The organism is Saprospiraceae bacterium (genome assembly GCA_016714025.1).
In the GTDB taxonomy this organism is placed as follows: domain Bacteria; phylum Bacteroidota; class Bacteroidia; order Chitinophagales; family Saprospiraceae; genus Vicinibacter.
The window spans coordinates 2186969-2213115 of sequence record JADJOB010000002.1; the positions used below are offsets into that span (position 1 = coordinate 2186969).

The window sequence follows — 26147 nt, forward strand, 5'->3', positions numbered from 1 at the left end:
TTGTATTATGAACAAAATACTACTATCTCAGATCATAAAGGATGGGATGGAACAGCAAATTCACAAAAGTTGAATCCGGGAGTATTTGTTTACTATATCAAGCTTACGAATGGAAATTCTGATAAGACCATATTTGGAGATGTTAGTTTAATTCGATAATTATTTTCTATAGGATTAAAACCATTTAGGATAAAGTTCCCGGAAATAACTATGCCGGTTGAAAATTACCGTATCAAGCTTAAATTGCCGCTTACCTTAAAGTGTTTTCCGGCTTTATCTCTGAATAAGAAAAGATAAACATACACTGCTGGGAGCGCCTTTTGTCCATTAACATCCCCATTCCATGCACCATCAATTCCATTCGGTTGAAAATTTCTTGATTCGTATACTAAGTCACCCCAACGATCAAATATCTGTAGCAAATCAATAGTTTCTATGCTCCTGTCTGTAAAAATGTTAAAGTAGTCATTGATATTGTCTCCATTGGGTGAAAAGACATTAGGTACATTATAAATCTGTTTACTGCTAATCCAGATACTTTCTTCATAAATGCAACCATTTACATCTGTTATTTTTACTCGAAACCAACCACCGGCGGTATTGATAAAAACAGAAGTCCTTAAACAATTTTTACAACTGATGATCCCAGGCCCAGTCCATTCAATTGTTTGAATCGAATCGATGTCTAAGGTATGCAACTCCAGATACACTGAATCCCCTAGTATAACTGAGAGTGAATCAGGATTTAAATCAACTAATCCAATAAGGGGAGGATTTAAAGTAAAATTGTATTGAAGTTTACAACCATTCGAATCCTGTAATTCCAAAATATGATTGCCGATAAGAATTTGTTCGTAATTATCTTTAAACGATTTGATTTGTCTATCAACGGATATTTGATAGGGTGGAGTTCCACCGCTTAGTTTGGTTATAAATAAATTACCGTATTCTGTTTCAAGGCAGGTAGCATCTTTGCCGTAGTAATCTAATTCAATAACTGGTGGGGAAAATATTTCAACAGATTCATTAATTTGACATCCGGCAGCATCCGTAACGGTTAAATAATAAATTCCTGACTTTAATTGGTTTCGATTGGCTTGATTGTTATTGTCAGACCAGGAATAGGTATAAGGTCCGTAATTTCCTGATGTTGAAACATTTATTTGACCATTTGCATCCCCATAGCACTTTACCGGAGTTTTATCAATCTTTAAAACAGCTGGTGTAGTTAGATGGATGCTAACTTTTAAAATGCTGTCACATCCACTTGTTGCGGTCAATATATTTTCAAAACTAGTGTCCCGATCAATAGTTTTCGAATTGATTTGAATGCTGGCATTAAAACAAATAACCGTATCGATTTGGTGAATGATTGGGTTTAGTATATTTAAATGAATGTTGAAGCTACTGTCACATCCATCTACAGTCTTATAATTAAAAAGATAATTGCCGTTTTGATTCATTGTTTTTGATCAAACGTTAAGCTTGATCCAAAACATAAAACAGTATCCAAAGTATTTTTATAGCTGGGTCGTTCTGATAAATGGATATGAATGATGCTGTCGCATTGGTTATTGTTAAAATAATTTTGGATAAAATCTCCTGGCTGGTTGTAATCTGCTTTTCCAATTCGAATTTGGCTATTTTGACAAAAAAGGTATCAATAAAACTATCAGCTTTATTTCGAACGGATAAATTTAATTGGAAGGTACTGTCGCATCCAAATTGATTTGTAAATCGTTTTTCATAAAAACCAGTTTTGTCATAAGCTTGTCCTTGAAACAGCAATGTTTCTCCTTCACAAATAAAGGTGTCCAATGCAATGATGGGACTTGGTAACACATTCAATTTTATTTGAAAATTGCTATCACAACCCGCCTTACTGATTAAATTTATTGAATAGGTTCCCGTTTGATTAAAAACCTGATTTCCTATTTGCATTGAGTTGCCACCGCAAAAACTGGTATCTATTAATCGATTGTAAACCGGATTGATTCCTAGATTGAGGATTAACGTACTATCACAACCGTGGCTGGATAATAAGTTAAAAGGATAACTACCTGCTTGATCGAGAACTTGATTTCCTACTGCAAGTTTTTGACCATCACATATCGCAGTGTCCAGTATAATTGAACTTTTTTTATAAATGCTAGCCTGAATCGTGACCGTACTATCACATCCGATAGCGGATCGCAATATTTTCGAATAGCTGCCAGCATTTCTAATGGTGTCTTTTTCAAATAAATAATAGTTGCCTTCGCAAATAGCAATATCCAAATTACTTTGAATCGGATCAATGACCTGTAGATTTAAGGTAGTCAAACTATCACAACCAAAGGACGTTTGTGTATGAATCGCATAGGTTCCGCTGGAATCATAGTCCTGATTGTTGATTCGGATTTTGGTGCCTTTACAAATTGCGGAATCAATGGTAAATGTTTTTGGTTTGATTACCGTCAATTCCAGATTTACCAAACTGTCGCAGCCTTTATTTGTTTTTAATTGAACCTGATAAGTGCCTGAACTATCGAAGAAATTAGTTCCGACCTGTACGTAATCTCCAAAACAAATTTGTCTTTTAAGGTCGGTATTAAACGTATCAATTTTGTATAAATAACTGTTACTTAATTCACAATCATTTCCGTCAGATGCCCTTAAAACATAACGACCTTGTTGGCCAGGTGGAATGATAAAATTTGGATCAGTTGCACCTGCAAGCGCAATGCCATCTTTATACCATTGGTATTTAATTTGAGTAACCAAACTTTTAGGGGATGCTAATTGAATGGTATCTGTACAGGGATTGCCGGTAATGGCCAATTGCAATGAATCGAATTTTGTAGTTTCCTCAAGAATCAACTCATCTATAAAAAAATAATATAAACCATCCGCTCTTGTACAACCAGGTCCGACAACCAAAGCTTCGATGTTTTGATTTGGTTTAAGTTTTATCTTCACTTTGACCCATTTACGGGTTCCACTGGCCGTTACAGTCGTCAGTTGAAACCAATTTGGATAATTTGTAGGGCAAAGCCAGCCATTGGCTCCTCCAAAGGGGAGGTTTGCACATTTGCTAGTTCCAAAAATTCCTAAAGTTGTTATGGCTCTGGGTCCATAGGAATTACCAGGGTTTCCAAAACCAATCCAAAAACTGAGCGTGTATTCTTTTCCAGCTTGCATGATATTATTAAGGCAAGCCCCGACATATTCCTTGTAGGTAGAATTTCGCAAGGGGTGATTCATCAAATCTAAAAACCCAACATATCCATTTCCTGCAGGCAAAGGCTGAGGTGGGCTTCCACGCATCGGGTCTTGTGAAAAGCCACAAGTATGAAAATAATCAGAGGTAGCAGCAGAAGCCTGAATCCAGTTTTTCGAACAATTTAATTGCATTAAGCCGGTTGGACAGCAATTATACTCTTCAAAAGAAGGGTTGGGAATGAGAGATGAAGGCACAAATAGTGTGTCTTTAATCCCTTTGCATTTGCAATCTGGATCATTGAGATCAATAAATCCATCTAAATCATCATCCCGACCATTTGCGCAATCTTCAGGTGCAAATTGAGAAAAGCCGGACATGGCAATTACCAGAAAGGAACTAATTAAAAGAATACTTTTAATCATTTGTGACGGATTCTTACAAATTTAAGAATATTATTGAGCTGGATACGATATTCTTAATTTGGCCTTAGCTAAACAGATTAATTGTAGGCAGTTTGATATATTTGCAAAAACCCTAATTTGAAAGCTTTTTCCACCATCTTTCTGTTAATAGTGGCAAATGTATTTATGACCATTGCCTGGTATGGGCATTTGAAAATAAAAAGAATTTTCCTGGGCGCAATCTTTTGGTTTGATTCAGATCATTTTGTTGAGTTGGGGAATCGCATTCTTTGAATATTGCATCCAGGTTCCTGCAAATCGATACGGGTATACCGGAAATCAAGGACCTTTCAGTTTGGTCCAGCTCAAAGTACTTCAGGAGGCAATTACCTTGGTTGTCTTTTTTGTGTTTGCATTTATCTTTTTCAAACAAGAACGTTTTCAATGGAATCATCTGATCAGCGCTTGTTTTTTAGTGGGCGCCGTCTATTTCGCGTTTAAGAAGTAAGAATTAATGTTCAACCAATCACCCGTTAAAAAATACGCCGAACTCATTTTTCCGCTTTCTGTAGCAGGTACATTTACCTATGCCATTCCAGACGAGTTGGTACCTGAGTTAAAAGTCGGCTGTCGGGTAGAAGTTGAATTTGGCAAGAAGAAACACTACGCAGCATTAGTAAAAGCAATTCACGATACACCAGCTTGGACTAAAACAAAATCAATCATAGCAATTATAGATCAGGAGCCTATCGTAAGCTTAAAACAATTGGAATTCTGGGAATGGTTAAGTACATATTATGTGTGCAGTTTGGGAGAATTGATGACAGCTGCTCTGCCTTCCTTATTTAAATTAGCTTCTGAAACCCGGATTTATAAATTAATAGAGGAATCAGACTATCCAGACTTGCTGGAAGATGATGAATACCTGATCCTTGAAGCACTGGATGTGCGAAATGAGTTGAGTATTTCAGAAGTTCAGCAAATTATTCAGAAGCAATCCATTTTAAAATTGATCAACAGCATGGTGGATCGAAGATGGATTGCTGCGCGTGAAAAATTGGAAGACAAATCAGAGATCCCAACCATATCATGGATTCGCATTCCGAATCAATTAAAGGAAGATCAGAATTTATTAAATGAACTGCTAAATCAAATTCAGAAATCGGAACGGCAATCCCGTTCGATTTTGAATTATTTGCAAATTAAAAGGAATTACGATTGGATTAAGCGAGTGGAATTGCAACGAATCAGTGTAACAGATAAAAGCGTTACAGACGCTTTGATCAAAAAGGGTTTATACGAAGAATGTGTTTTAGAAAAATATGTGTATCCAAACCAGGAACAAGCATTTGTACCACTGGAATTGAGTGAAAATCAAATCAATTGTCAATTAGAAATTAAAGCACATTGGATCAAGCATCAAACCAGCTTATTGCATGGAGTAACCGGAAGCGGAAAAACCATGATCTATATAAAGTTAATTCAGGAATATCTCGAAAAAGGATTACAAGTTTTGTATCTCGTCCCAGAAATTGCTTTGACTACCCAATTGGTGAGTCGACTAAAGTATTATTTTGGAGAACAACTGTTGGAATATCATTCTGATTTAGGTTTAAAAACGAAATCTGCAGTTTGGAAGGCAGCTATGAAACATACACAAGTTTTTATTGGTGCCAGATCTTCCATTTTTTTACCGTTTGATCGATTGGGATTGATCATAGTCGATGAAGAACACGATGCTTCCTACAAGCAAAACGATCCGGCGCCAAGATATCAAGCACGGGATGCTGCAATAATTCTCGCAAAATTATTTAATGCTAAAGTGCTTTTGGGATCAGCAACCCCTTCCATTGAGTCTTATTACAATGCAAAACAGCATAAATATGGCTATACTTTTTTAGATCAACGCTTTGGTGAAAGTGAATTGCCTGAAGTGACCACCATTTCATTGAAGGAAGCCCAACAGTTTGGCAAAATGAAAGGATTATTTTCTGAACAATTGTTAAAAGAAATAAAACTCAATTTAGATCAGAAAAAACAAGTCATTTTATTTAGAAATCGAAGAGGGTATAGTCCTTTGTTGCAGTGTGGAAATTGCAATTGGGAAGCAAGTTGCGAACGGTGTGATGTGCGAATGACTTTACATAAACAGCAAGAGAAATTAAAATGTCATATTTGTGGAAATTTTAAACCCATTCCGTTACGTTGCCCGGATTGTGGACAAGCAACTTTAAAAATACTTGGCTTTGGAACAGAAAAAATAGAGGAGGAATTGCAAGCAAATTTTCCGGAACATACCATTAAACGATTGGACCTCGATATTGCGCGTACCCGTAAAATGCAACAAAAGATTATTGAAGAATTTCAAGATCGTGAAGTAGATATTCTTGTAGGAACTCAAATGGTAACCAAGGGTCTTGATTTTGATGGGGTGAATTTAGTTGCAGTCGTACAGGTAGATCAAATGTTGTTTTATCCGGATTTTAGAGCACAAGAACGGGCGTTTCAATTACTTACACAAGTGGGAGGTAGGGCAGGACGAAGGAAGGAGAAAGGCCAGGTATTAATACAAGGATTTCAGATTTTTCATCCCGTCATTCATTTTGTGGTGAATCATGATTTGCAAAGTTTTTATACGCAGGAATTATTTGAACGGAAAAAGTTTCATTATCCACCCTATGTGCGTTTGATTAAAATACAATTTTTACATACCCGATTGCCCGTGTTGGAAGATGCAATTGATATTTTTTGCAAGCAACTAAAAGTGCTTTATGGTAAGCGGATTTTGGGTCCGGCCGAACCCAATCTGTCTAAAATAAAAGGTTACTTCGTGCGTGAGTTATTAATTAAAATCGAAAAGGAGTCTAAACAAATCACAACAATCAAAAAGGAAATCCTTTTGAAAATTCAGGAACTTAAATCAAAAGCAGGCATGTCAAGCCTGCGAATTCAGATAGATGTGGATCCATAAAGCAACAAGTGCTGTTAACTTAATTAGACTGAATGACCTTTGCCAATTCATTGGCAGAAAGCACACCTGATTGCCGCCATTTAATCTGTCCATTTTTAAAAAGAATTAAAGTAGGGACCCCTTGAATTTTGTATGCAGAAGCTGCTTGAGGATTTTTATCTACATCTATTTTAAGTATTCTGACCTGATCGCCTAATTTAGATTTTAGATCATCCAATATAGGTTTCATCATTTTACAGGGCCGCACCATTCTGCAGAAAAGTCAATCAATACAGGCGTTTCGCCATTTATTAATTCTGAAAATGTTTGTTTCATTTTTTAATTTTATTATTAAAGTATCTTATCAGATTAAAATTTAATTCAATAGTTTAACAAAAAGATACTTAGAATAGTTTCTTGATTTTATTCAAATATTTATCTCGTACTCTTTGTATTAACAGTTTGCTGTAAGGCAAAAGTTTTATCCGAATTGTAATTAACTAATTTCTTTAAGTAAAATCTCGGAGATCTCTTGCCAATTGTTTAGTACCTCTTCGTTTTTAAATCTTATAATTTTAAATCCCATTTCAATTAAATCTTTTTCTCTTAGTTTGTCATACTCCAATTGTGTAAGATGAATTTTGCCATCTAATTCAATAATTACTTTTCTATTATGGCAATAAAAATCACCAATAAAAAAACTCTTATCTCCATTGATGTTCGCACTTTCCACAATATATTGTCTATAAAATTTAAAACCATGAAAAGACCTATTTCGAACTTTATTCCAAAAAAATAATTCAGATGTGGTTGGATTTGTTCGCATATACCTTGCTAATTCGAGAATAGACTTGTATCTCATGGATGGAATAAGGATGTCTATAATATTTAAATAATAAACTACTTGAAATTTTGTTTATATTTAATTAAAAAATCAATTTAACTGTACTCTGAACCCCAAACCCCTTGAAAGGGGCTTTGCTATTTGCTTCATTGGGTGATTCATTCTCAAATCGTAATGTATAATTGAAATAATATTTTTCTCCATGCGATAATCTAAAGCCCCTTTCAAGGGGTTTGGGGTTCGAACAAACATGAAATGGATGAACAAGATTTAATATATTAATTATTAAATGATTCTTATACCAAATATATTTTATTGGAAACAATTTAACTTAATTCTGAACCCCAAACCCCTTGAAAGGGGCTTTGCTATTTGCTTCATTGGGTGATTCATTTTCAAATCGTAATGTATAATTGAAATAATATTTTTCTCCATACGATAATCTAAAGCCCCTTTCAAGGGGTTTGGGGTTCGAACAAACATGAAATGGATGAACAAGATTTAATATATTAATTATTAAATGATTCTTATACCAAATATATTTTATTGGAAACAATTTAACTTAATTCTGAACCCCCAACCCCTTGAAAGAAGCTTTGCTATTTGCTTCATTGGGTGAAGCATTCTCAAATCGTAATATATAATTGAAAAAATATTTTTCTCCATACGATAATTTAAAGCCCCTTTCAAGGCGTTTGGGGTTCAGATAGTTGTTAATAAGAATCCTGCATCACCTTCGTTTTTTATAAATCTATTTTCAAATGAAGATCATTTTTCACAAAGTCAAATGAAACGAATTCTGACTAAATTCTTAATTGAAGATTTATTGCCGATTTTGTTTTCCTTCTACCTCTTCATACTGAATATCCTTAATCAAATTATTTTTGTCCTCTGAATTTGCTGAATTAGCTATTGAACTAAAGCAATTGCCGGATGCACATCCAAGGCCAAATAATCCCATCGCTCCGAAATAAGTTCCAATAAACATGCCCAGCCATTGCTGATCCATGATGGATTGAACTACAATAAAACTTCCAATTATTAGATACATGAATCTGATAAATGTCCACCCAGTAATCATTCGTTTTAACATATTGGTTTTAGGTTTAGAATCAGGATACGACTTCAATGGTCGGATTCATGATAATTTTTGATTTAATGGAGTTGGATATTAAGCAAGCAGCTTCTGATTTTAATAGAATTCGTTCTGCCTTGGAGCGATCCTGTTCATTTTGAATAGTCACTTTGGGTTCAAGTGTGATTTCACTCATCAAATACTTCCCATCAACTTGTTCCAGTTTGCCTTTTGAATTGCAGCTAAAGCTTTTAAAATCAAGTTTCGAATTGTCAGCAATTGCAAGGAAGGTAGTCATCAGGCAACTGCTTACAGCGGCAGTAAATAAATGTTCTGGTGACCAAATTCCAGGGATTCCTTTTGGAAATTCTGGTGGGGTAGCCACTTCAATGCAACTGTTGGCCTCCTTGTTTAATTCAGGTGAACACATCACTCCTTTTCGATCTGAACTCCAGTTGATATCTACATTATAAATATGTGCTTCCATTTTAGTTGATTTTATTTTGCAAACTGGTCCATCCACCTCCATCATACACCTGACTAAATCCTTTCGTTAATAGAATTTCTTTTGCAGATGCACTGCGCATACCCGATGCACAACACAAAATAATGGCTTTGTCTTTTTTAATTTTTGTTGTTTGATTTGACAAAACTTGCAATGGAATGTTTACTGAACCTTTAATGTGTCCTTGTTGAAATTCACCGGGTGTACGAACATCTATAATTTGAGCGCCTTCTTTTACCAATTGGTCAAAGGATACCGGTGGTGTACTACTGAATAATTTTTTTATTGAATTTATCATATTTAATATTTATTTAAAATTTAATAAGTTTTTAAGTCCGTTTAGATTGAAACATGCTAGATAACAACCAGCCTACTACCGCTCCATAAAGTGAGCTGTTTAAGGGCCGCGACGTAATGATGCAGCTTCCGCTGGCGCACCCGATAAAATGATAATAAAGATATCCTGCCAAAGAACCGAGTGCTATGCCAAGAATTGACAGTTTATACTTTTGAATAAAATTCATGATTGAAATTTTTTGACGGCTGTACTTAAATCATATACTTCAGCCTGTTCATTGATTAAAGATTTAATGATGCTGCTTCCTGCTGCACTTCTGAAACCACCGGCACAATGCACTAGAATGGGTTTGCTTAGTGGAATTTCATTAGTACGTTCCCGCAATTCATATAAAGGAATGTGAATGGCATGTTCAAAAATTGTATTTGCTTTCACTTCATTCGGATTGCGTATGTCAATGATGGTATACGCGTCTTCATATTTACGCAAGGTACTGCTGTCAAAAAAATCAAATTGAGTATTTCCGGATTCCAGTGTAAACGCTAAAGCGATTTGATTTTCATAACCAATTTTAGCAATCCGTGATATCAATGTATTTAGTTCAACTTCATTTTTTGCTATCAGATAAAACAGTTCGCCAGGGTGGACGATACTGCCTAACCAGGTTTCAAATTTGGTATCGTTCATCAAGTTGTATGAATTTTTTAAATGCGCGGTTTTAAACTGATCTTGTGGACGACTGTCGATTATTAGGATGTTTGGGTCGAAGGATTTCGTAAATTCGTCAGCTGTAATTTGCAGTTTGATTTTGATTTTGGAAATGGATTCAGAAAATGGACTGGCGCCTTTTTTATTTAAAGAAACATCGTACGTAAAATATTTAGGTATAAAGGGTTGGTCTGATAGCAATTCCTTTACAAAATCGGATTCACTTTGTTCTTGTAAACTCCAGTTAGTTAGCTTTTCATGCCCCAAGGTGCTTACACCCAATTTGCTCAACTCTTTTCCACATAAACTTCCTGCGCCGTGAGCCGGATAGATGGCAATTGAATCTGGCAGATTTATTAATTTGTCTCTAAGTGAATGATACATTTGTTTAGCAAGCGTTTCTCTAGCCGCAGTGATTGCGCCTGCTTGTTCTCTTAAATCCGGTCTTCCACAATCGCCTATAAATAAGGTGTCTCCGGTAAAGATCGCTTGCTCGATGCCATGTTCATCATAAGCTACGATGCTGATACTGTCCGGGGAATGTCCGGGTGTATTGAGCGCTTTGAGTGTGATTTTTCCCAATACGATGGCATCACCCTCATCAAAGCCTTCATGTTCATATTCAGCTCCCAGTAGTTTGCTTACATAAATAGGAGCACCAGTATGTTGATGAATTTCCAAATGACTACTTACAAAATCAGCATGCGGATGCGTTTCAATGACAGCGGTAATTTTTGCTTGATGTTGCGCAGCAAAATCGTAATAATCCTGTGGATCTCTGGATGGATCGATCAGAGCAAGATCATGTCCACTTAAGATAGCATAGGAATAATGTGCTAAATTCTTGTCTTCAAATTGTTTAATAATCATAGTCTTAAATTCTATTGCAAAAATGCTACGAAACTCGCGTCAAAACGGTAACATTTGTTACACCCTGTATTTATTTTACTTAAATTATTGTTAATCGTCTGAATTCCATTCAATCTGAAGGTTTGGGATGGCCAGATTGTATTATGGTTTATCATTAGACTTTCTGGTTGAAAAACCGAAAGGCAGATACAAGGGACAAAAACTGATGGTGCTGGTTATCAAAAATACAGCTCCGAGGAGCAATAAGATTGTTGCCAGAAGCCCGGAAACAATATTGCCCATATATAGGCCAACAATCAGCACAGCGATTACAATCCGTATCGTACGGTCAATAAAACCCATATTCTTTTTCATCTTTACTATTTTGATTTAATTAATTACCATACAAAGTTCCGACGCTAAGAAGAAGTAATCTGTTACCAATGTTACACAAGGCAGGAAAAATTTTTCAATTCTGCGATGCTACAATGCTAAAATGCTGCAATCTTGAAAAGCGGATGTTTCAATCCTGCTATCCTCAGGTACGGGACAGTTTTTTCCTTACCACGCGATTATTTTTTTTAGAGCCGGTATAGTGTTTCAAAAGTTTGCTAAAAGCCGATCAATGCTACTTTAGTTAAATCCTGTAGGCACTGGGTTAATCCTAAAATAAAATGAGTTCAGAATCTTGTATATCTTTTTAATTGCAGTAAATGAACAGATGCAAGGTTGTTTCTGAAATTATAAATGCAAAAATTGTTATTTTGTATTTCTATGTTAAGCAAAATGCAACTTGGAAACATCATCAATTGATATAAAAATTAAGCAAGTTATTGTAGTATAGGGTTTTAAATTAAAAAATAACATAATAGTTCATTATTTTTAAAAGATAATTTACAAATTCAATTGAAAATATTGCAACATGTGTCAACTTTCCTGCGAAAATATCCTATTTGTCATAGAAAAATACACTCAGTTCAGTTTGATTGCTATTCCAATCAATGGATTTCAAAGTTTGTTCTTTGGGATTACCTTGGTTGTCCATCGTGGTTACTTTCCATGATATTTGGCTTACTTTCGATTGTGCTTCTGTGCCGGTAAGAATTTTACCAATTATTTGTTTAGGAAGGTAAACTTCTAATGGAAAATTTTGCATCACAATTGCAGCTTGGTAATTCCAATCTCCTCCACCCGCAATTCCAGTGTAAATTGCATTTAGATAAGTTATTTTCTTGAAATCTGCAGAAACACTGCCCTGTATACGGCAAGTATAAACAGCAGGATCCAAATTGAATTGAAAATCGACTACAAAATCATTTTTATTCCAACTTAAATTAGGTGCTGTGATAATGTTTTTATTAGCCCAGGAAATTGATGGAATATCGGCCCCATCAGATGCTTTAATTGTGCTAGGTGGGTTGGTATCCATTCCTTTAAGTGTAATGGCAATTCTAGGCCATATGGTCACATTTACGGTGGTTTTTGCTTTAGCAACTTCTTTTTGACTTTCTAGGTCTGTAATAATTAATTCGATATCATAATCACCAGGCTGATCGTATTTATGAATAATGGTACTATCAGTACTGGTATCTGAATTGGAGTCCCCAAAATTCCAGCTGAAGCGGGCTCGTTTTGGTGCAGTGCCGTTGTGTCTTGCAATCAGTTTTAAATCGGTATTAATTGCAATGCTGGTGTCTGCGGGTTCTATCCAAATGTCTTGTACCTGAATTTTGAAATATTCAAAACCAAGCCATTTATCATATAATTGCCCGGAAGGAGTAGCGTATAAATACAAACCTATTAAGGTATCTTTATTTTCCATCTTTACAGTTTGTGCAGGCACGGTGCGTTCTAAGCCAATTCCTGGATAAAAACTAATTTCTTCCATTTTTAAAGTTACGCTTGGATCAAGACCTGCAACTTCAAAGTCAAATTCTCCAAATGGAATGTAGTTGATTTTAGTATTGTCTTCAATGTTAAGTTCAATTTTTGTAAATGCAGGGTCTTTAGGAACAGCATACACCTTGAATGCTGGAAATAAACCATTGGCAATGGTCCCTGATTGAACTTTTTGCCATAAAAAATCCATTTCATCTGGTGACATAGCTGCAGAAAATGGAATGAATGCAATTTTATCGCAATTAAATGTGGTGCCATCTTCCAGGGCTTTTGCATTGATTGCAGAAGTGTATGGTTTAAATTTATTAGTGGTCATGTCAAACGTAATCGTGCTCTCCAGTCCAGGGTAATTTGGATCATAAACATTGATGATCGCTTCTGTGGGGTTGATTGTATAACCAAAGGCAATAATCATATGAGCAGTATCAATTTGCGAGTTCTTTACAAAAACCAATTGAGCCTGGTTATTTATTAGTATGGCATAAATTAAATTCCAAAATCGATCCTCGTCTGGCGCATCCAACATTTTAAGAATGCTTTCATTATTATTTGACCAAAACACTTCCTGAATTCGGTGTATAGCGGTGGCAAATTGTAAGCCACGGGCATCATCTGGCCAGTAGTCACTGGTCCGAAACCATAACAAGTCATTATCAAAATAGCTGTATAAATTGACATTGGTTTTAAAGTTTTTATAATAATAGGCGGCTCCAATGCTCATGCCTGCACAAATGCCTTCAGGTTCTGGATAAGTACCATAATTTACAAAACTCCATCCATTTTGTTTTGGATCAAAAAGTGTATGAAAACCTCCACCTTGAATCAATAACTCTTTTTGAATTTTACTAATAACCAGTAAAGAAAAATGTCTGATAGATACTTCAATATAGCTGTCAGTAATTTTTTCTACTGGCAATCCCTCAAGCTGTCCGGTTTTTCTATCATAGTAATATGCCATTGCATATTCCCCTTGATTTAATTGGATTGGAATACGTAAACTCATAAATTTTGCCGATTGATCACTTCCATTTTGGATTTCAATCAGTGGGCTGATTGGATTAAAATACTGGCCTAGTTCATGCGATGTAATTGTTGAATAAGATATGTTGAAGGTTTTGGATTCTTGATAACAACCTTCGGGGACTTCCAACCGAAGCCCTTCTAATGGACTGGCGCTTCCTGAAATTTCCAAGTAGCCTCCCGATGCAGGAATTGTTTGTTGAAGTAACTGAGTTTGTTTGTCAGTTTTAATTTTACCAGAGTCATTGCCTGAATCTGATTCGTCTTTGCTGCATGATATGCTCACAAACAATAAACTTACTACTAAAATCCTAAATACAAGTTTCTGATTCATGTGTTCTATTTTTTATAATATTCGTATATTTCTAAAAAAATAGCAGTGCTAACCATCAATAATAAACTTGATAAATATCATTTTGTACTCAATTATGAAATTGAAATTATTTAATCCCGTTCAGCTTAGGATTTAATTCAAAATTTTAGTATTTAAACGAGAAATTGATTGTCTTAATTGGACGATTTCCCAACAAGCAAACTTATCTTATTGCGACCCAAACTGACCAGACCCGCTGATTCCATTTGTTTTAGTAATCGAGAAATTACAACCCGTGCAGTGCCTAGTTCTTGTGCCAATTGCTCGTGCGTGACATAAAGCGTCGAACTTTTTGTCAGTTCGCATTTTTTATTGATAAAGGAGAGCAGGCGCTCATCCATTTTCTTAAAGGCAATTTCGTTGACAACATCCAGTAATTCTTCAAAACGTTTGTGGTATAATCTAAAAATATAATCAAGCCAGGCTGGATATTCTTTAATAAGTAAGCTAACTTTCTCAATAGGAATAAATAGAATATCCGTCTCTTCTTCTGCTATGGCCTTTACTTTGCTGGTGTCGTGATGAATACCCCCTAAAAAAGACATAATGCAGCTTTCGCCGGCTTTGATATAATATAAGAACAATTCACGATCGTCTTCGTCATCGGTGCGTATGACCCGGATACTTCCACGGGTAACGATTGGAATCGACCGAATGTGTGCATTTTCATCTAATATGACGGCTCCTTCTGAAAAATGTTTGGCAATGCCATAAGTTGCAAGTTTTTCTTGCAATTCTTTTGATGACCTGAATTCCGATAAAGTATTTAAATCCATGTTTTTTTTTATTTCAAAGGAACTCATTAAGGCATCAGAATGAATAATTGTTAATCTTTTTTTTAGGTACTTCCTTTATTTTAAGTGTGCGATTACATCCAAATTCCCTTTAACCAGTTGCTGAAGTTCCACCTTGATTTCTGCATTTAAAGGAAAATATAAGTCCACCCGGGATCCAAATTTTATAAAACCAAAATCTTCCCCTTGCTTAGCGGAATCATTAAGTTGAGCATAAGAAACAATCCTTCGTGCCAATGCACCCGCAATTTGACGCATCAGAATTTGAGTACCAAAGGTCGTTTCAATTACAACCGTATTGCGTTCATTTTCTGTAGAAGATTTTGGATGCCAGGCTACCAGATATTTTCCCGGATGATATTTCGTATAAACAACTTTTCCACTTACCGGATAGCGATTGCAATGCACATTGAGCGGGTTCATAAAAATACTCACCATTTTACGGGAGTCGTTAAAATATTCAGACTCAAAAACTTCTTCAATGACTACAATCTTTCCATCAGCAGCGGCATAAACCTTGTGATCATCTGATTGAGGAATTGTCCGAATTGGATTTCTGAAAAAATTGAGAATTAATAAGAATGGAATGCCCAATAGAATGATGAGAATCCAATTATAGGTCGGAATGATGTTTTGGAATAAAATGATTAACAGGATATAAACCAACAAGGATCCAATAACCCAGGCTCTTCCTTCTTTATGTATGTACATATTATTATAATTTAAATTGAGAGTACAAAAATACCTACAGGAATGATATAGAAAAAACTATCGAATCGATCCAGAAAGCCACCGTGACCTGGCAATAAATTTCCACTGTCTTTAATGCCTGCAAGGCGTTTCATTCTGGATTCATACAAATCACCGGTAATGCCAGCAATGCATACAGCCACGCCCAGGACAATAATTTTTTCAATAGGATAAGGCTGCTGAAACATATAGGTATTTAGTAAGTATGCAGCCAGGATTCCAAAAGCAATGCCACCAATAGCGCCTTCTATTGTTTTTTAGGAGATATGGACGGTGCAAGCGGTGTTCTTCCTATTAATCTTCCGGTAAAATAAGCAAAACTGTCATTACACCAATTGATGATGATCAATCCTAGAATAAGCCAGCGGTTTGTTTCAAAATCCTGATGTAAAAAGTAAATTCCAACAATCATTGGAAAATAAATATAAAAAATGCCGCAATACCAGCTCTGTGTAAACTTCCAATTTTTATTAAGATATAATGGAATTCCAAATAAAGCCAATATTAAAATTACGCTTGAATTGAAATAGGGGAGCCATTCGTTCAGCTTATTTGCAAAATTTAGCTGTTCGACAAAAATCAATAAGCAAAGACATACAAGAAAAAATACAGTGTAAATGGTCTTGGTCAATTTTGATTCATTGATTAAAAAATTCTTTTGCCATTCTTGGTGTGAAAAAGCACAAATGATTACAAACAACATCAAACAAGTAAAAAAGCTGTATAACATGCCGGATATCATAAACAAGCCTAAAACCAGACCGGTAAGGATTCGTGTTTTCATTGTTCCGTAGTCGATTTTTTAAATAAAAACCAGGCATTCAATATGCAAAGGATCGTGGCAACTAACACGAGACTTGCTTGTGGTTTTTCCATTTCACCGCTCAGTTGTTTTTGAATTTCCTCTTGATTAAAATAAGCCAGTATAACCTGACTGCCATTATTAATAAGATGCAACACGATGGGATACCAAAGACTTTTCCCAATCAAGTATACAAAACCTAAACTAAAGCCTAAGATAAATCTGGGTATAAACCCTTCAAATTGCATATGAATTCCAGAAAAGAGTGCTGCACTTAGTATCAAGCCGATCCAGGGATTTTTAAGCCATCGAATCAAATAATTTTGGATGATGCCTCTAAACACCCATTCCTCTGCAATTGCAGGAATAACTGCAATGACAGTGAAAGCCATGATTAAATCTGAAAACGAATGGAAGGTTAATAATTTTTCGATAAATTGCTTGACCCGGTCTTCGTTTTGAATCATCCATTCAGGTAAGGGAATTAATTGATTGTAGTATGCAGAAAATCCAACCAGGGGAATGCTCAAAAGAAAAAAACTTAAACAAAAGACAAATCGATTCAAGTTAAATTTCTTGGTTTGTAAAGCAGCAGCAAGTTCGGTATCCATTTTCATGTAAATCCAGGCAGGCAGGATCATGGAAAAAACCTGACTGCATAATTGCATAATCAGTAATTCTGGTGCGCTTAATGTTTCAAAAAGACCGGGACCGTCTTGCAGGATTGAACTTAAATCTATGCCTTTAAGCCAAAAGCCCAAAAACATCAAAGCATAACTTAACAACAGGCCGCAAAGCACGAGGAGTACAAAATAAAATAAAAAGATCAGCTTACTTTTGGACATTTATCAAAATCATGGTGACCAGATTAAGTGTAAATATCAATAAAATTGCTTTAATCCGAAATTCCCGTAAAGGCAATTACCCCGATTTGATCAAGTTCGCTCTGGATTGTGAACGATTTGGGGCTGATGGGATCACAGTTCATCCACGACCAGACCAGCGGCACATTCGGTTTTCTGATATAGGCGAATTAAAAAAAGTGCTAAAAACTGAATTAAATATCGAGGGATTTCCTTCTCCTCATTTTATTGATTTAGTCTGCACCCACAAACCAACTCAGGTTACATTAGTTCCTGATTCCCCGGAAGTCTTGACTTCCGATCAAGGTTGGAATATTGAAAAAAACCGCAAACTCCTGAAAGATTGCATTGATCGGTTTAAACGGGAAGGAATTCGGGTATCTCTTTTTTTGGATCCTGATGTTGAAATGGTGCAACGAGCCCGGGATGTAGGCTCAGATTGTATTGAATTGTACACAGGACCGTATTCCTGGAATTATACGAAAAATCGATTCGAGCATATAAAACTGCATGAAGCAGCAGCATTAAAAGGGATCGAACTTGGCATGAGAATTCATGCTGGCCACGATCTGAATTTACAGAATTTGGCCTTCTATAAATTGCAAATACCCCGGCTGGATGAAGTTTCTATAGGGCATGCCCTCATTACAGATGCAATTTATTTTGGTTTGGAAAACGTCTTACTCATGTATAAGAATTGTATTAAGTAATTTATATTTAGAATAATATAAATATTTATTATTGTAATATGTAAATTTCTAAGAATAACCTTAAGAAATTAAGTGTTAAAATTTTTGGAATTTGTAAACAACACTATCTTTGGGGGTTAACAAAATATTAAGCAAACTAAATCTAACCAGATTATGAAGAAAGTTTTATTTGTTTTTCTGTCGCTTTTTTGCATTCTGGCTTCAGCGCAAGCACAGCGAATGGTAAAAGGTACAGTTACCGACAAGAAAGGTGATCCGGTTATTGGTGCAAACATCGTAGCCAAAGGCACCAATGTTGGAACCGTCACCGATATCAATGGCAGTTACAGTTTAAATGTTCCAGCCGGGGTTTCAACCCTTGTAGTAAGTTATACGGGTTACAACACCCAGGAACTTACATTAGGCGTAAGCAATTTGCTAGACGTTTCTATGGACGAAGGTGTGTTATTAACGGAAACCGTTATTACCGCATTGGGAGTTAAAAGAAATAAAAGCGATGTGGTTTATGCCAATCAATCTGTTAGTTCAGAGGATTTGAATTCATCTGCAAGTCGAAGCGTATTAAATGCACTTCAAGGAAAAGTTGCAGGGGTTAAAATTGGCCAGGCTTCTGGAGCAGTTGGTGCTTCTACCCGGGTGGTTTTGAGAGGAGAAACTTCTTTGACCCAAGGGAATAATGCATTAATTGTTGTTGACGGAGTGCCTGTAAACAACAGCGCCACTTCTGGTGGAGGCGGTACCGGTAAAGATGGTGACCGTGATAATTATGTTGACTTTGGAAACAGAGGAAACGACATCAATCCAGATGACATTGAAAATGTTACTGTATTAAAAGGTCCTGCTGCGACCACATTGTATGGTTCAAGAGGTGGATCCGGTGTAATTTTAATTACAACAAAAGCTGGAAGAAAATCTGAAAAACCAAATATTTCTTTCAATTCATCATATAGCGCAGAACACGTATTGTTGCTTTATAAATATCAGGAGCAATATGGTTCCGGATATGAGTCTTGCAATGGTTGTGGTGGTGGAATTAATATTTTTATGGGGGAAAACTTTGCATGGGGTTCTAAATTTGACGGCCGTCTGATTCCATGGACAGCAGCTCCTTTTGATGAAAACCACGAATTGATTCCATTGTCTAATGGTAAAATCGAGCAATTGGTTAGGCCATACAGTGCTGTAAAAGATAACGTTAAAAACTTTTTTGAAATCGGTCAAACCATCCGCAATAATTTTTCAATCAGCGGTGGTAGCGATAAATTTACTTATCTGTTATCTTATACCAATTTTAGCAATAAAGGAATTGTTTTAAATACAGAATTAAATAAACACAACATTCAATTGAATGTAGGAGCACAATTCTCTGATAAATGGAGGTCTGATTTTAAAATGAATTATTCCAAAATTAATCAAAGAGGTGCTACAGAAGGAGGATACCCATTTGGTTATTCTGCGGGTACTCCAGCAATGGCATTTGTTACGCAGACGCCATCCAACATTCCTTTTAATGAATTAAGGGATTACAACAGTCCGTACCATGATTTCAAAGGTTTTTATGGACAATATTCTATCAATCCATATTACATCCTTGACAACCAGGATCTGCGCAACTCAGTAGACAATGTGATATCCAGTGCTTCCTTAACTTATAAACCAGCACCAAAATGGAGCTTTACAGGTCGTATCAGCACCAACTTTATTACCAGTTCGGTGACTGAAAAAGGACCTAAATTTGCTTACCATACTGCCTTTACCTGGGCTGATGGTGAATTAGTAGATGGAGGAAGAACTCCTGAATCTGTATTCAGTTTGGGTTCATACAAAGAATCTTCAACAAGAATTACCGATCTTATTTATGATGCTTTTGGAAATTATGCAACCGGATTAGGTAAAGATTTCAAATTAAGCAGCACATTGGGTCTTAATTCTATTGATCAATCTTTCCGTCAGGTTTCTGGCTCAACGGTGGGAGGTCTTGTAATACCTGGATTTTACGACTTGTCTAACTCAACAGAACAGGCACGTGCAACCAGAAAAACGACTCAATACCGTCTTTATGGTATTTACTTTAATAATTCTTTGAGCTTCAGAGATTATGCAACTTTTGAATATTCTGCAAGACAAGATTATTCTTCAACCTTACCAGTAGACAATAGAGGATTCTTTTATCAGGCTGTTGGATTTTCATTTGTTCCAACTTCAGTGGGTGATTGGAGCTTTGGACCATTCAACTACCTTAAGTTAAGAGGTGGAATCGGAAGCGCTGGAAAAGATGCTCCTTTATATCGCTTAAATACTTATTACAATTTAAATCCTTTATTATTGGATTTAGGGGATGATTTCCAGGTTCGCTTTCCTTTTAATGAACAAACTGGTGCCCAAAAAGGACAAAGTATTGGAAATCCAAGTTTAAAGCCTGAGCTATCAATTACATCAGAGGTTGGTGCGGATATTGGACTATTTAAAGATCGTGTTGAATTAAACGCAACGATTTATAAAATCAATTCAAAAAATCAAATTGTTGACGTAAATATTCCATGGTCTTCAGGTTTTGCTTTTGTTCCAGCTAACATTGGAAAAATGGAAAACAAAGGAATTGAAATTGGGGCAACAATTACTCCGGTTCATACCAGAAATTTTAGTTGGAAAATCAACGGTTCCTGGTCAAAAAATAAAAACAAAGTAATTGAAATTAATGATCCAAATATTGATGGGGAGGAATTAACTATTTACACTGGATTGGTGCATTTCACAGGCCATGGTTCATTAAACCTGGTTGCTGTTGAAGGACAACCATTCGGTACTTTTAAAGGCACCGGATTTACTTATGATGACCAAGGACGTATCGTTGTAAATGCCAGTGGAAATCCACAAAAAAGTGCTGAGTTAGAATACTTAGGTAACTATCAACCTAATTTCCTTTATACAATCGGTACAGAATTTAAATTCTGGAATTTTACTTTAAATGCATTGCTTGATGGTAAAGACGGTGGTTTGTTTTATTCTGGTACTAAATTAAGTACTGAGTTTAACGGAACTGCCAGTACGACTTTGATCAACGATCGCAAAGCATTTGTTGTTGACAATAGTGTAACTTTAAATGGTGATGTAAATACCAAAGAAACCAATGCATATTCTTATTTCAGAGGTTTGCCGGCAAGTGCCTATTTGTTGGATGCATCTTATTTGAAATTCAGAGAATTAAGTTTGTTCTATAATTTCCCATCATTTAAAGGTAAGAATGGATTCAGTTCACTTTCAATCGGTGTATTTGCTAAGAACCTGAAATTCTGGGTTGCTAAAGAAAATACGTTTGCCGATCCTGAAGTAGGTGGAGTAGGTGGAGCTTCTGATGCAGTAGGCATTGAAACAACAACAACGCCAACATCCAGAAGTATTGGAGCTGAATTAAGAGTAAGATTCTAATTAATTAGATTAAAATTTATAACTATGAATTTATTTAAAAACAAACATATACTTGCGACTATATTTTTCTGAGTATATTTATTTCATCTTGTGATAATTATCTGGATGTAAACATTGATCCAAATCAATCTGCCACATCTGATATTAATCTACAATTAAGTTCCGGCCAATTGTATACTGCCATTGGGTTTGGTGAACGCTTATTTCCTATCTTAGGAATTTGGTGTCAATACCATACCGGTGGACCTGGTGTATCTTTAGGAGATCCGGATCAACACATACTTTCTTCTTCAGAAGGAAATCAAATTTTCCGTTCTGTTTATCGGGCAGCAAATAATTTTAATTACATCATTAAAAATGCCCCTGAAGAAAAATTTTATGTTGCTATTGCTAAAATCATGAAGGTGTATGGCATCCAGACCTGTGTAGATTTATTTGGTGATATCCCTTATACAGAAGCATTAAAAGGAGATATTTCAGATGGTTCTATTTTACATCCTAAATATGATAATGGAAAAGATGTAATTTATCCAGCTTTAGCAGCGGAATTAATTGAAGCAGCTAAAATTTTACACGACGGGGGTTCTTTCAGAAAACCTGGTAGCGATGATTTAGTATATGGTGGTGATTTAGCAAAATGGGAGCAATTTGCAAATTCCTTGTTGTTAAAATTGTACATAAGACAAGGTGCTACTCAAAAAGTAAAAGATTTGGTAGCTGCTGATCCACCATTTATCAGTACCAATGAAGATGCAGCAAAAGTTGCTTTTCCAGGTGGTTCAACAGGTAGCAATCCATTTTGGACTGCAGCCAGAAGTACGGCACTGGGTAATTTTTATGTTGCAACAACCACTACTTTGGAGTATTTAGAAAGCACCAACGATCCTAGAATTGATTATTTCTATGATCGCAATGATGGAGGAGATCATAAAGGGATCAATCCTGGAGATGTTGAAAATGCGCCAACCAGTTCTGCTACTTTATCTAAACCAGCAGGAGCCTTGAAAAAAGATGGCGGATTAATTTTTAATCCAACTGCACCCGTTATTTTTATGACAGCGTGGGAAAGCAATTTGTTATTGGCTGAAGCTGCTGTAATGGGAGCTGCAGGAGATGCAAAAGCTTCTTATGAAGCGGCAGTAAAAGAAAATTTTGCTTACCTAGGCGTTACAGCAGGAGCGGATGCAACCTATCTGGCAGGTAAAGGTGCTTTTGATGCAGCAGCTCCTTTAAAATCAATCGGTTACCAGAAATGGGTTTGTATGAATGGATTACAACCAATTGAATCCTGGATAGAAACCAGAAGAGTAGATAATGCAGGAAATCCAATTTTCACAAGTCCTGGAGGTATTTTCAAAAGTCCAACTAAAAATGCGTTGGGAGTTGGAATCTATCCGAGCATTATGCCTTATCCGGAAAGCGAAGAAAGCTTAAATCAAAGCTTTCCAGGTCAGCATCTTCTTACAGCTAAAGTATTTTGGGATAACTAATTAAAACATACATCCAATTATGAAAAATATATTTTTTTATTTCACGATCGTTTTATTCTTTGCATTGATTGGAAATTCGTGCAAAGATGAATCGATAGATTCTGTGGCAAAACCCATTGTATTGCCATTTATAGCAGAAAAATTAATGGCAGATTCATATGTTTATGGACAAGGCCAGGCAACTTTAGAAGCTGATCTCCCTGAGGTAGTTGCTATAGCAGTAGATACAGTATATGGAATGGAAGGTGGTCATGGAGGAAAAACAGGTTTTGATACAGTTGAGATTTTAAAATCTCAAAGCACTGGGATTCCGGATTTGACAGAAATTGGTGGATACGGAATTACATTTCAGAAGTTTAACAAAGGAGGTTATAAGGTATCTACAGGTGCAAATATTGTAATTGCAGGACCAATAGCTAATCCAGGACCAACCAGCCTTGAAGGAAATTACAAGCGTACGGCAAATGGCTTTATTCAAGAAATTAAAAAGGTATTTGACGGCGTTTATATAATAGGGAATCCTGGTGGGGCAGCTTCTGTGGCTTACTTGCCTTACTTATTGTATAATTACAAAAACACCACAGGCGGTGATTCACTTGCATTTCCAGTACAAACGGATTTATGTGGTGGAGGACTTCGGTTGGTTGCACCTACAGCTCCGGTTGCTTTAACAGCAGGAGAATACGATGCATTTCCACCAATAATTTCCAATACGGCTCCACTTACTTTACAATGGAAGGTATTTGAATTTCCATCTGCAAATAATTCAGCAGTTCACCCAGATGCAGCTTTATGCAATTGGGGCCATACGGCTGTCAGAACTTTTGAAAAGCAATAAGATTTTTAGTTTTTAAACTATAAAAAATAGTGGGATTCTTAAATCCCACTATTTTTTTTGGTAATAGTTAAATACAACATATCTTTGCATTCCAATTTTGAATAAATAAACAAATTATGTTGATAATTGACGTCAAAGACGTAGAATCCATTGACCGGGCTCTTAAGAAGTACAAAAAGAAGTTTGAACAATCACAAACTTTAAGACAATTAAGAAGCCGTAAACATTTTACCAAACCTTCAGTGGAAAGACGTTCTGAAATTCTCAAAGCGATGTATCGCCAGGATTACATTTCAAAGAACGTATAATTTATTTCCCTAATATTTAACTAGTTTATTATCCATTCTTTAGATTTGTTCTAAGGATGGATAAGTTGGAATTATTTTCGCGTTATCTCCATACGCAAAAGAAGTACTCAATTCATACAATTGAGGCATATACTCTTGATTTAAAGCAATTTAAAGAATTTCTTGCGCTTCAATACAAGCTTGATCTTAACCAGTCCTTTGACATCTTACATGTTAGGAGTTGGATGGCTTCAATGGGGAAAGCCGGACTTGATAATCGGTCCATCCGTAGAAAGCTTTCCAGTCTGAAGCATTTTTGTAAGTTTTTAATGCGGCGAAAGCTTTTGCTCGAAAACCCGATGCTCAAGTTAAGCAGCCCAAAAATTAAAAAGCGATTGCCGGTTGTATTGCGTGAGCAAGATCTAAACCTGCATCCTCAAACTGATTTCAGAGGACTTGATTATAAAGAATGCCTTAAAGAAACCCTTATTTGGACCTTTTACGGATTGGGTTTAAGACGGAATGAACTGATTGAATTAAAGTTAAGCGATGTCCATTTTAAGGCAGCTCAACTCAAAGTTTTAGGAAAAGGAAATAAAGAGCGAATTCTTCCCTTTGGAAATGAACTAGCGGAAATTTTTCTGCGTTATTTAGATGTGAGGAGTGCGTTCAAAATACCTGAAAGTGAATATTTCTTTGTATTGCCAAACGGTAAAAAACTATATCCTAAGATGGTTTACTTGCTGGTTAACAATTGGTTAAAAGACAAAACCAGCATTTCGAAAAAAAGTCCGCATGTATTGCGTCACAGTTTTGCTACCCACATCTCAAATCAGGGAGCTGATATTTATGCTGTAAAAGAACTTTTAGGACATTCTTCTTTAGCGGCAACGCAGATTTATACGCATAATTCGATTGAACAACTTAAAAATGCATATCGCCAGGCTCATCCGCGAGCCGGCAAATAAATATTATTTATAACCTTAATACCTAAATTTAACTTATGGTCACTACAATTCAATCTATCCACTTTAACGCAGATGAAAAATTGATAAACCTTATTGAAGGTAAGTTGAATCGATTAACGCATTATCTTCAAGATAAAGTGTTGGAAACCAAAGTAATTCTCAGATTAGAACAGGTGGGTCGAATTCAAGATAAGGTGGTAGAAGTAATCATTAATTTACCAGGACAACCCGTTGTAGCAAAATGCACAAGAAAGAGTTTTGAGGAAGCACTTTTGCAAGTTATAGCCAGTTTAAAAAAGCAGTTACTGCGTTATAAAGAAAAAATTCAGCAAAAACACAGCTAAATCCTAAGGCTGATTTGAACTATCGTCAAATAAATCATTAACTGTCAGCGCATTACGATTTATTAAACAGATTAACAAATACTTGATATTTTTTTCAATCCATTTTTTTAAATAGTTATATCTTTGCAATCTCTTTTTTGGAGGGTATAACCGTATGCCCTTTTGTGTATTTTAAGCCAGTGTAGCTCAGTTGGTAGAGCAGCTGACTTGTAATCAGCTGGTCGGGGGTTCGAGTCCGTCCACTGGCTCGGTTGCTGTAGCAGGGGGTGCGCCGGAGTGGGAGAGCCGGGCCAGACTGTAAATCTGGTGTCTTTGACTGAATGGGTTCGAATCCAATCACCCCCACAATTTTGCATGGGTTTGATAGGAAAATACCTGTTAGAAATGCTAAGAATTGTGGGAAGACCTGTACAGTTATTCATTTTAAAATACACAAAAATTGAATCCAAAATAAAGAAATTATATGTTAGAAAAAGTTCTGACATTTTCAAAAACACTGAAACACAATGTTCGAATTGCGGGAGTAGCTCAGTTGGTAGAGCATTAGCCTTCCAAGCTAAGGGTCGCGGGTTCGAGTCTCGTCTCCCGCTCAAAATTTTTGAATTTGATTCAAGGATCGGACAGAAGTGTAAAGTTCAGGAAGAAAATTAAATGAATAAAAACCAATTCGTTAAAATGCTTTATGCATTATATCGATAAGTTTTAAATCGTATCGGAATTTATAAACACCTGCAAACGAGTAGGATGT

23 protein-coding genes, 3 tRNA genes and 2 pseudogenes are annotated in these 26147 nt (G+C 36.0%); 13 read left to right on the forward strand and 15 right to left on the reverse strand.

The genetic code is table 11. The features are described 5' to 3' along the window. Entirely contained in the window at positions 1 to 159 is a 159-nt protein-coding gene (locus IPJ80_11850; protein MBK7914179.1) for a hypothetical protein, read from the forward strand. A gap of 65 nt (positions 160 to 224) precedes the next feature. On the opposite strand, the gene IPJ80_11855 is transcribed toward IPJ80_11850, so the two are convergent. After that, on the reverse strand, positions 225 to 1463 hold the full coding sequence (locus IPJ80_11855) for a gliding motility-associated C-terminal domain-containing protein (protein MBK7914180.1): 1239 nt from the start codon (positions 1461 to 1463) through the stop codon (positions 225 to 227). A 16-nt stretch (positions 1464 to 1479) separates the two neighbouring features. Further along, positions 1480 to 3624 carry a hypothetical protein gene (locus IPJ80_11860; GenBank protein MBK7914181.1) on the reverse strand — a complete coding sequence of 715 codons (2145 nt, stop codon included), beginning with the start codon at positions 3622 to 3624 and terminating at the stop codon, positions 1480 to 1482. Positions 3625 to 3741: 117 nt separating this feature from the next. Here IPJ80_11860 and IPJ80_11865 point away from each other — a divergent pair. Continuing rightward, positions 3742 to 4111, forward strand: a pseudogene (locus tag IPJ80_11865) (DMT family protein). Positions 4112 to 4117: 6 nt separating this feature from the next. Continuing rightward, positions 4118 to 6574 carry a primosomal protein N' gene (gene priA, locus IPJ80_11870; GenBank protein ID MBK7914182.1) on the forward strand — a complete coding sequence of 819 codons (2457 nt, stop codon included), beginning with the start codon at positions 4118 to 4120 and terminating at the stop codon, positions 6572 to 6574. Positions 6575 to 6593: 19 nt separating this feature from the next. Here priA and trxA read toward each other — a convergent pair. The 13 genes and pseudogenes from trxA to IPJ80_11935 all read right to left on the reverse strand — a co-directional run bounded on the left by trxA (position 6594) and on the right by IPJ80_11935 (position 17315). Beyond that, positions 6594 to 6889 (reverse strand): annotated as a pseudogene (gene trxA, locus IPJ80_11875) (thioredoxin). A 160-nt stretch (positions 6890 to 7049) separates the two neighbouring features. After that, positions 7050 to 7415 carry a DUF559 domain-containing protein gene (locus tag IPJ80_11880; GenBank protein MBK7914183.1) on the reverse strand — a complete coding sequence of 122 codons (366 nt, stop codon included), beginning with the start codon at positions 7413 to 7415 and terminating at the stop codon, positions 7050 to 7052. Between the two features lie 805 nt (positions 7416 to 8220). Beyond that, positions 8221 to 8448 carry a hypothetical protein gene (locus IPJ80_11885; protein MBK7914184.1) on the reverse strand — a complete coding sequence of 76 codons (228 nt, stop codon included), beginning with the start codon at positions 8446 to 8448 and terminating at the stop codon, positions 8221 to 8223. 61 nt (positions 8449 to 8509) lie between these two features. After that, on the reverse strand, positions 8510 to 8959 hold the full coding sequence (locus tag IPJ80_11890; GenBank protein MBK7914185.1) for an OsmC family protein: 450 nt from the start codon (positions 8957 to 8959) through the stop codon (positions 8510 to 8512). Position 8960: 1 nt separating this feature from the next. Then, a complete protein-coding gene (locus IPJ80_11895) occupies positions 8961 to 9275 on the reverse strand; it encodes a rhodanese-like domain-containing protein (protein ID MBK7914186.1) in 315 nt (104 codons plus the stop codon). Positions 9276 to 9497: 222 nt separating this feature from the next. Beyond that, a complete protein-coding gene (locus IPJ80_11900; protein MBK7914187.1) occupies positions 9498 to 10853 on the reverse strand; it encodes an MBL fold metallo-hydrolase in 1356 nt (451 codons plus the stop codon). Between the two features lie 141 nt (positions 10854 to 10994). After that, complete coding sequence (locus IPJ80_11905; GenBank protein ID MBK7914188.1) at positions 10995 to 11207, reverse strand: DUF2892 domain-containing protein; 213 nt, start codon at positions 11205 to 11207, stop codon at positions 10995 to 10997. 574 nt (positions 11208 to 11781) lie between these two features. After that, positions 11782 to 14085 carry a PKD domain-containing protein gene (locus IPJ80_11910; protein ID MBK7914189.1) on the reverse strand — a complete coding sequence of 768 codons (2304 nt, stop codon included), beginning with the start codon at positions 14083 to 14085 and terminating at the stop codon, positions 11782 to 11784. A 173-nt stretch (positions 14086 to 14258) separates the two neighbouring features. Then, a complete protein-coding gene (locus IPJ80_11915) occupies positions 14259 to 14900 on the reverse strand; it encodes a Crp/Fnr family transcriptional regulator (GenBank protein ID MBK7914190.1) in 642 nt (213 codons plus the stop codon). Between the two features lie 75 nt (positions 14901 to 14975). Further along, complete coding sequence (locus IPJ80_11920) at positions 14976 to 15629, reverse strand: phosphatidylserine decarboxylase family protein (protein MBK7914191.1); 654 nt, start codon at positions 15627 to 15629, stop codon at positions 14976 to 14978. A gap of 11 nt (positions 15630 to 15640) precedes the next feature. Then, complete coding sequence (locus IPJ80_11925; protein ID MBK7914192.1) at positions 15641 to 15919, reverse strand: phosphatidate cytidylyltransferase; 279 nt, start codon at positions 15917 to 15919, stop codon at positions 15641 to 15643. Further along, on the reverse strand, positions 15916 to 16452 hold the full coding sequence (locus tag IPJ80_11930; GenBank protein ID MBK7914193.1) for a phosphatidate cytidylyltransferase: 537 nt from the start codon (positions 16450 to 16452) through the stop codon (positions 15916 to 15918). The genes IPJ80_11925 and IPJ80_11930 overlap by 4 nt, the downstream gene beginning before the upstream one ends. Further along, positions 16449 to 17315, reverse strand: a complete 867-nt coding sequence (locus IPJ80_11935) for a CPBP family intramembrane metalloprotease (GenBank protein ID MBK7914194.1) — start codon at positions 17313 to 17315, stop codon at positions 16449 to 16451. The genes IPJ80_11930 and IPJ80_11935 overlap by 4 nt, the downstream gene beginning before the upstream one ends. Before the next feature lie 14 nt (positions 17316 to 17329). On the opposite strand from IPJ80_11935, the gene IPJ80_11940 reads away from it, so the two are divergent. The 10 genes from IPJ80_11940 (at position 17330) to IPJ80_11985 (ending at position 25989) form a co-directional block, all read left to right on the forward strand. Next, complete coding sequence (locus IPJ80_11940; protein ID MBK7914195.1) at positions 17330 to 18043, forward strand: pyridoxine 5'-phosphate synthase; 714 nt, start codon at positions 17330 to 17332, stop codon at positions 18041 to 18043. A gap of 153 nt (positions 18044 to 18196) precedes the next feature. Continuing rightward, positions 18197 to 21472, forward strand: coding sequence for a SusC/RagA family TonB-linked outer membrane protein (locus IPJ80_11945; protein ID MBK7914196.1), 3276 nt, complete (start codon positions 18197 to 18199; stop codon positions 21470 to 21472). A gap of 170 nt (positions 21473 to 21642) precedes the next feature. Next, entirely contained in the window at positions 21643 to 22962 is a 1320-nt protein-coding gene (locus IPJ80_11950) for a SusD/RagB family nutrient-binding outer membrane lipoprotein (protein MBK7914197.1), read from the forward strand. Between the two features lie 19 nt (positions 22963 to 22981). Next, positions 22982 to 23800, forward strand: coding sequence for a hypothetical protein (locus IPJ80_11955; protein ID MBK7914198.1), 819 nt, complete (start codon positions 22982 to 22984; stop codon positions 23798 to 23800). A gap of 116 nt (positions 23801 to 23916) precedes the next feature. Continuing rightward, entirely contained in the window at positions 23917 to 24108 is a 192-nt protein-coding gene (locus tag IPJ80_11960) for a 30S ribosomal protein S21 (protein MBK7914199.1), read from the forward strand. A 56-nt stretch (positions 24109 to 24164) separates the two neighbouring features. Next, positions 24165 to 25055 carry a tyrosine-type recombinase/integrase gene (locus IPJ80_11965; GenBank protein MBK7914200.1) on the forward strand — a complete coding sequence of 297 codons (891 nt, stop codon included), beginning with the start codon at positions 24165 to 24167 and terminating at the stop codon, positions 25053 to 25055. A 35-nt stretch (positions 25056 to 25090) separates the two neighbouring features. After that, complete coding sequence (gene raiA / locus IPJ80_11970; GenBank protein ID MBK7914201.1) at positions 25091 to 25399, forward strand: ribosome-associated translation inhibitor RaiA; 309 nt, start codon at positions 25091 to 25093, stop codon at positions 25397 to 25399. A 175-nt stretch (positions 25400 to 25574) separates the two neighbouring features. Next, a tRNA-Thr gene (locus IPJ80_11975) sits at positions 25575 to 25647 on the forward strand. Between the two features lie 14 nt (positions 25648 to 25661). Beyond that, a tRNA-Tyr gene (locus IPJ80_11980) sits at positions 25662 to 25744 on the forward strand. Between the two features lie 172 nt (positions 25745 to 25916). Next, a tRNA-Gly gene (locus IPJ80_11985) sits at positions 25917 to 25989 on the forward strand. The last annotated feature ends 158 nt before the right edge of the window (positions 25990 to 26147 follow it).

Bases quoted from the DNA above. Each gene is read 5' to 3' on its own strand.
- IPJ80_11900 (MBK7914187.1), bottom strand. From the start codon at position 10,853: ATGATTATTAAACAATTTGAAGACAAGAATTTAGCACATTATTCCTAT.
- IPJ80_11890 (MBK7914185.1), bottom strand. From the start codon at position 8,959: ATGGAAGCACATATTTATAATGTAGATATCAACTGGAGTTCAGATCGA.
- IPJ80_11910 (MBK7914189.1), bottom strand. From the start codon at position 14,085: ATGAATCAGAAACTTGTATTTAGGATTTTAGTAGTAAGTTTATTGTTT.
- IPJ80_11880 (MBK7914183.1), bottom strand. From the start codon at position 7,415: ATGAGATACAAGTCTATTCTCGAATTAGCAAGGTATATGCGAACAAAT.
- IPJ80_11860 (MBK7914181.1), bottom strand. From the start codon at position 3,624: ATGATTAAAAGTATTCTTTTAATTAGTTCCTTTCTGGTAATTGCCATG.
- IPJ80_11905 (MBK7914188.1), bottom strand. From the start codon at position 11,207: ATGAAAAAGAATATGGGTTTTATTGACCGTACGATACGGATTGTAATC.
- IPJ80_11920 (MBK7914191.1), bottom strand. From the start codon at position 15,629: ATGTACATACATAAAGAAGGAAGAGCCTGGGTTATTGGATCCTTGTTG.
- IPJ80_11855 (MBK7914180.1), bottom strand. From the start codon at position 1,463: ATGAATCAAAACGGCAATTATCTTTTTAATTATAAGACTGTAGATGGA.
- IPJ80_11960 (MBK7914199.1), top strand. From the start codon at position 23,917: ATGTTGATAATTGACGTCAAAGACGTAGAATCCATTGACCGGGCTCTT.
- IPJ80_11965 (MBK7914200.1), top strand. From the start codon at position 24,165: ATGGATAAGTTGGAATTATTTTCGCGTTATCTCCATACGCAAAAGAAG.
- IPJ80_11895 (MBK7914186.1), bottom strand. From the start codon at position 9,275: ATGATAAATTCAATAAAAAAATTATTCAGTAGTACACCACCGGTATCC.
- IPJ80_11945 (MBK7914196.1), top strand. From the start codon at position 18,197: ATGAAGAAAGTTTTATTTGTTTTTCTGTCGCTTTTTTGCATTCTGGCT.
- raiA (MBK7914201.1), top strand. From the start codon at position 25,091: ATGGTCACTACAATTCAATCTATCCACTTTAACGCAGATGAAAAATTG.
- IPJ80_11955 (MBK7914198.1), top strand. From the start codon at position 22,982: ATGAAAAATATATTTTTTTATTTCACGATCGTTTTATTCTTTGCATTG.
- IPJ80_11915 (MBK7914190.1), bottom strand. From the start codon at position 14,900: ATGGATTTAAATACTTTATCGGAATTCAGGTCATCAAAAGAATTGCAA.
- IPJ80_11930 (MBK7914193.1), bottom strand. From the start codon at position 16,452: ATGAAAACACGAATCCTTACCGGTCTGGTTTTAGGCTTGTTTATGATA.
- IPJ80_11935 (MBK7914194.1), bottom strand. From the start codon at position 17,315: ATGTCCAAAAGTAAGCTGATCTTTTTATTTTATTTTGTACTCCTCGTG.
- priA (MBK7914182.1), top strand. From the start codon at position 4,118: ATGTTCAACCAATCACCCGTTAAAAAATACGCCGAACTCATTTTTCCG.
- IPJ80_11885 (MBK7914184.1), bottom strand. From the start codon at position 8,448: ATGTATCTAATAATTGGAAGTTTTATTGTAGTTCAATCCATCATGGAT.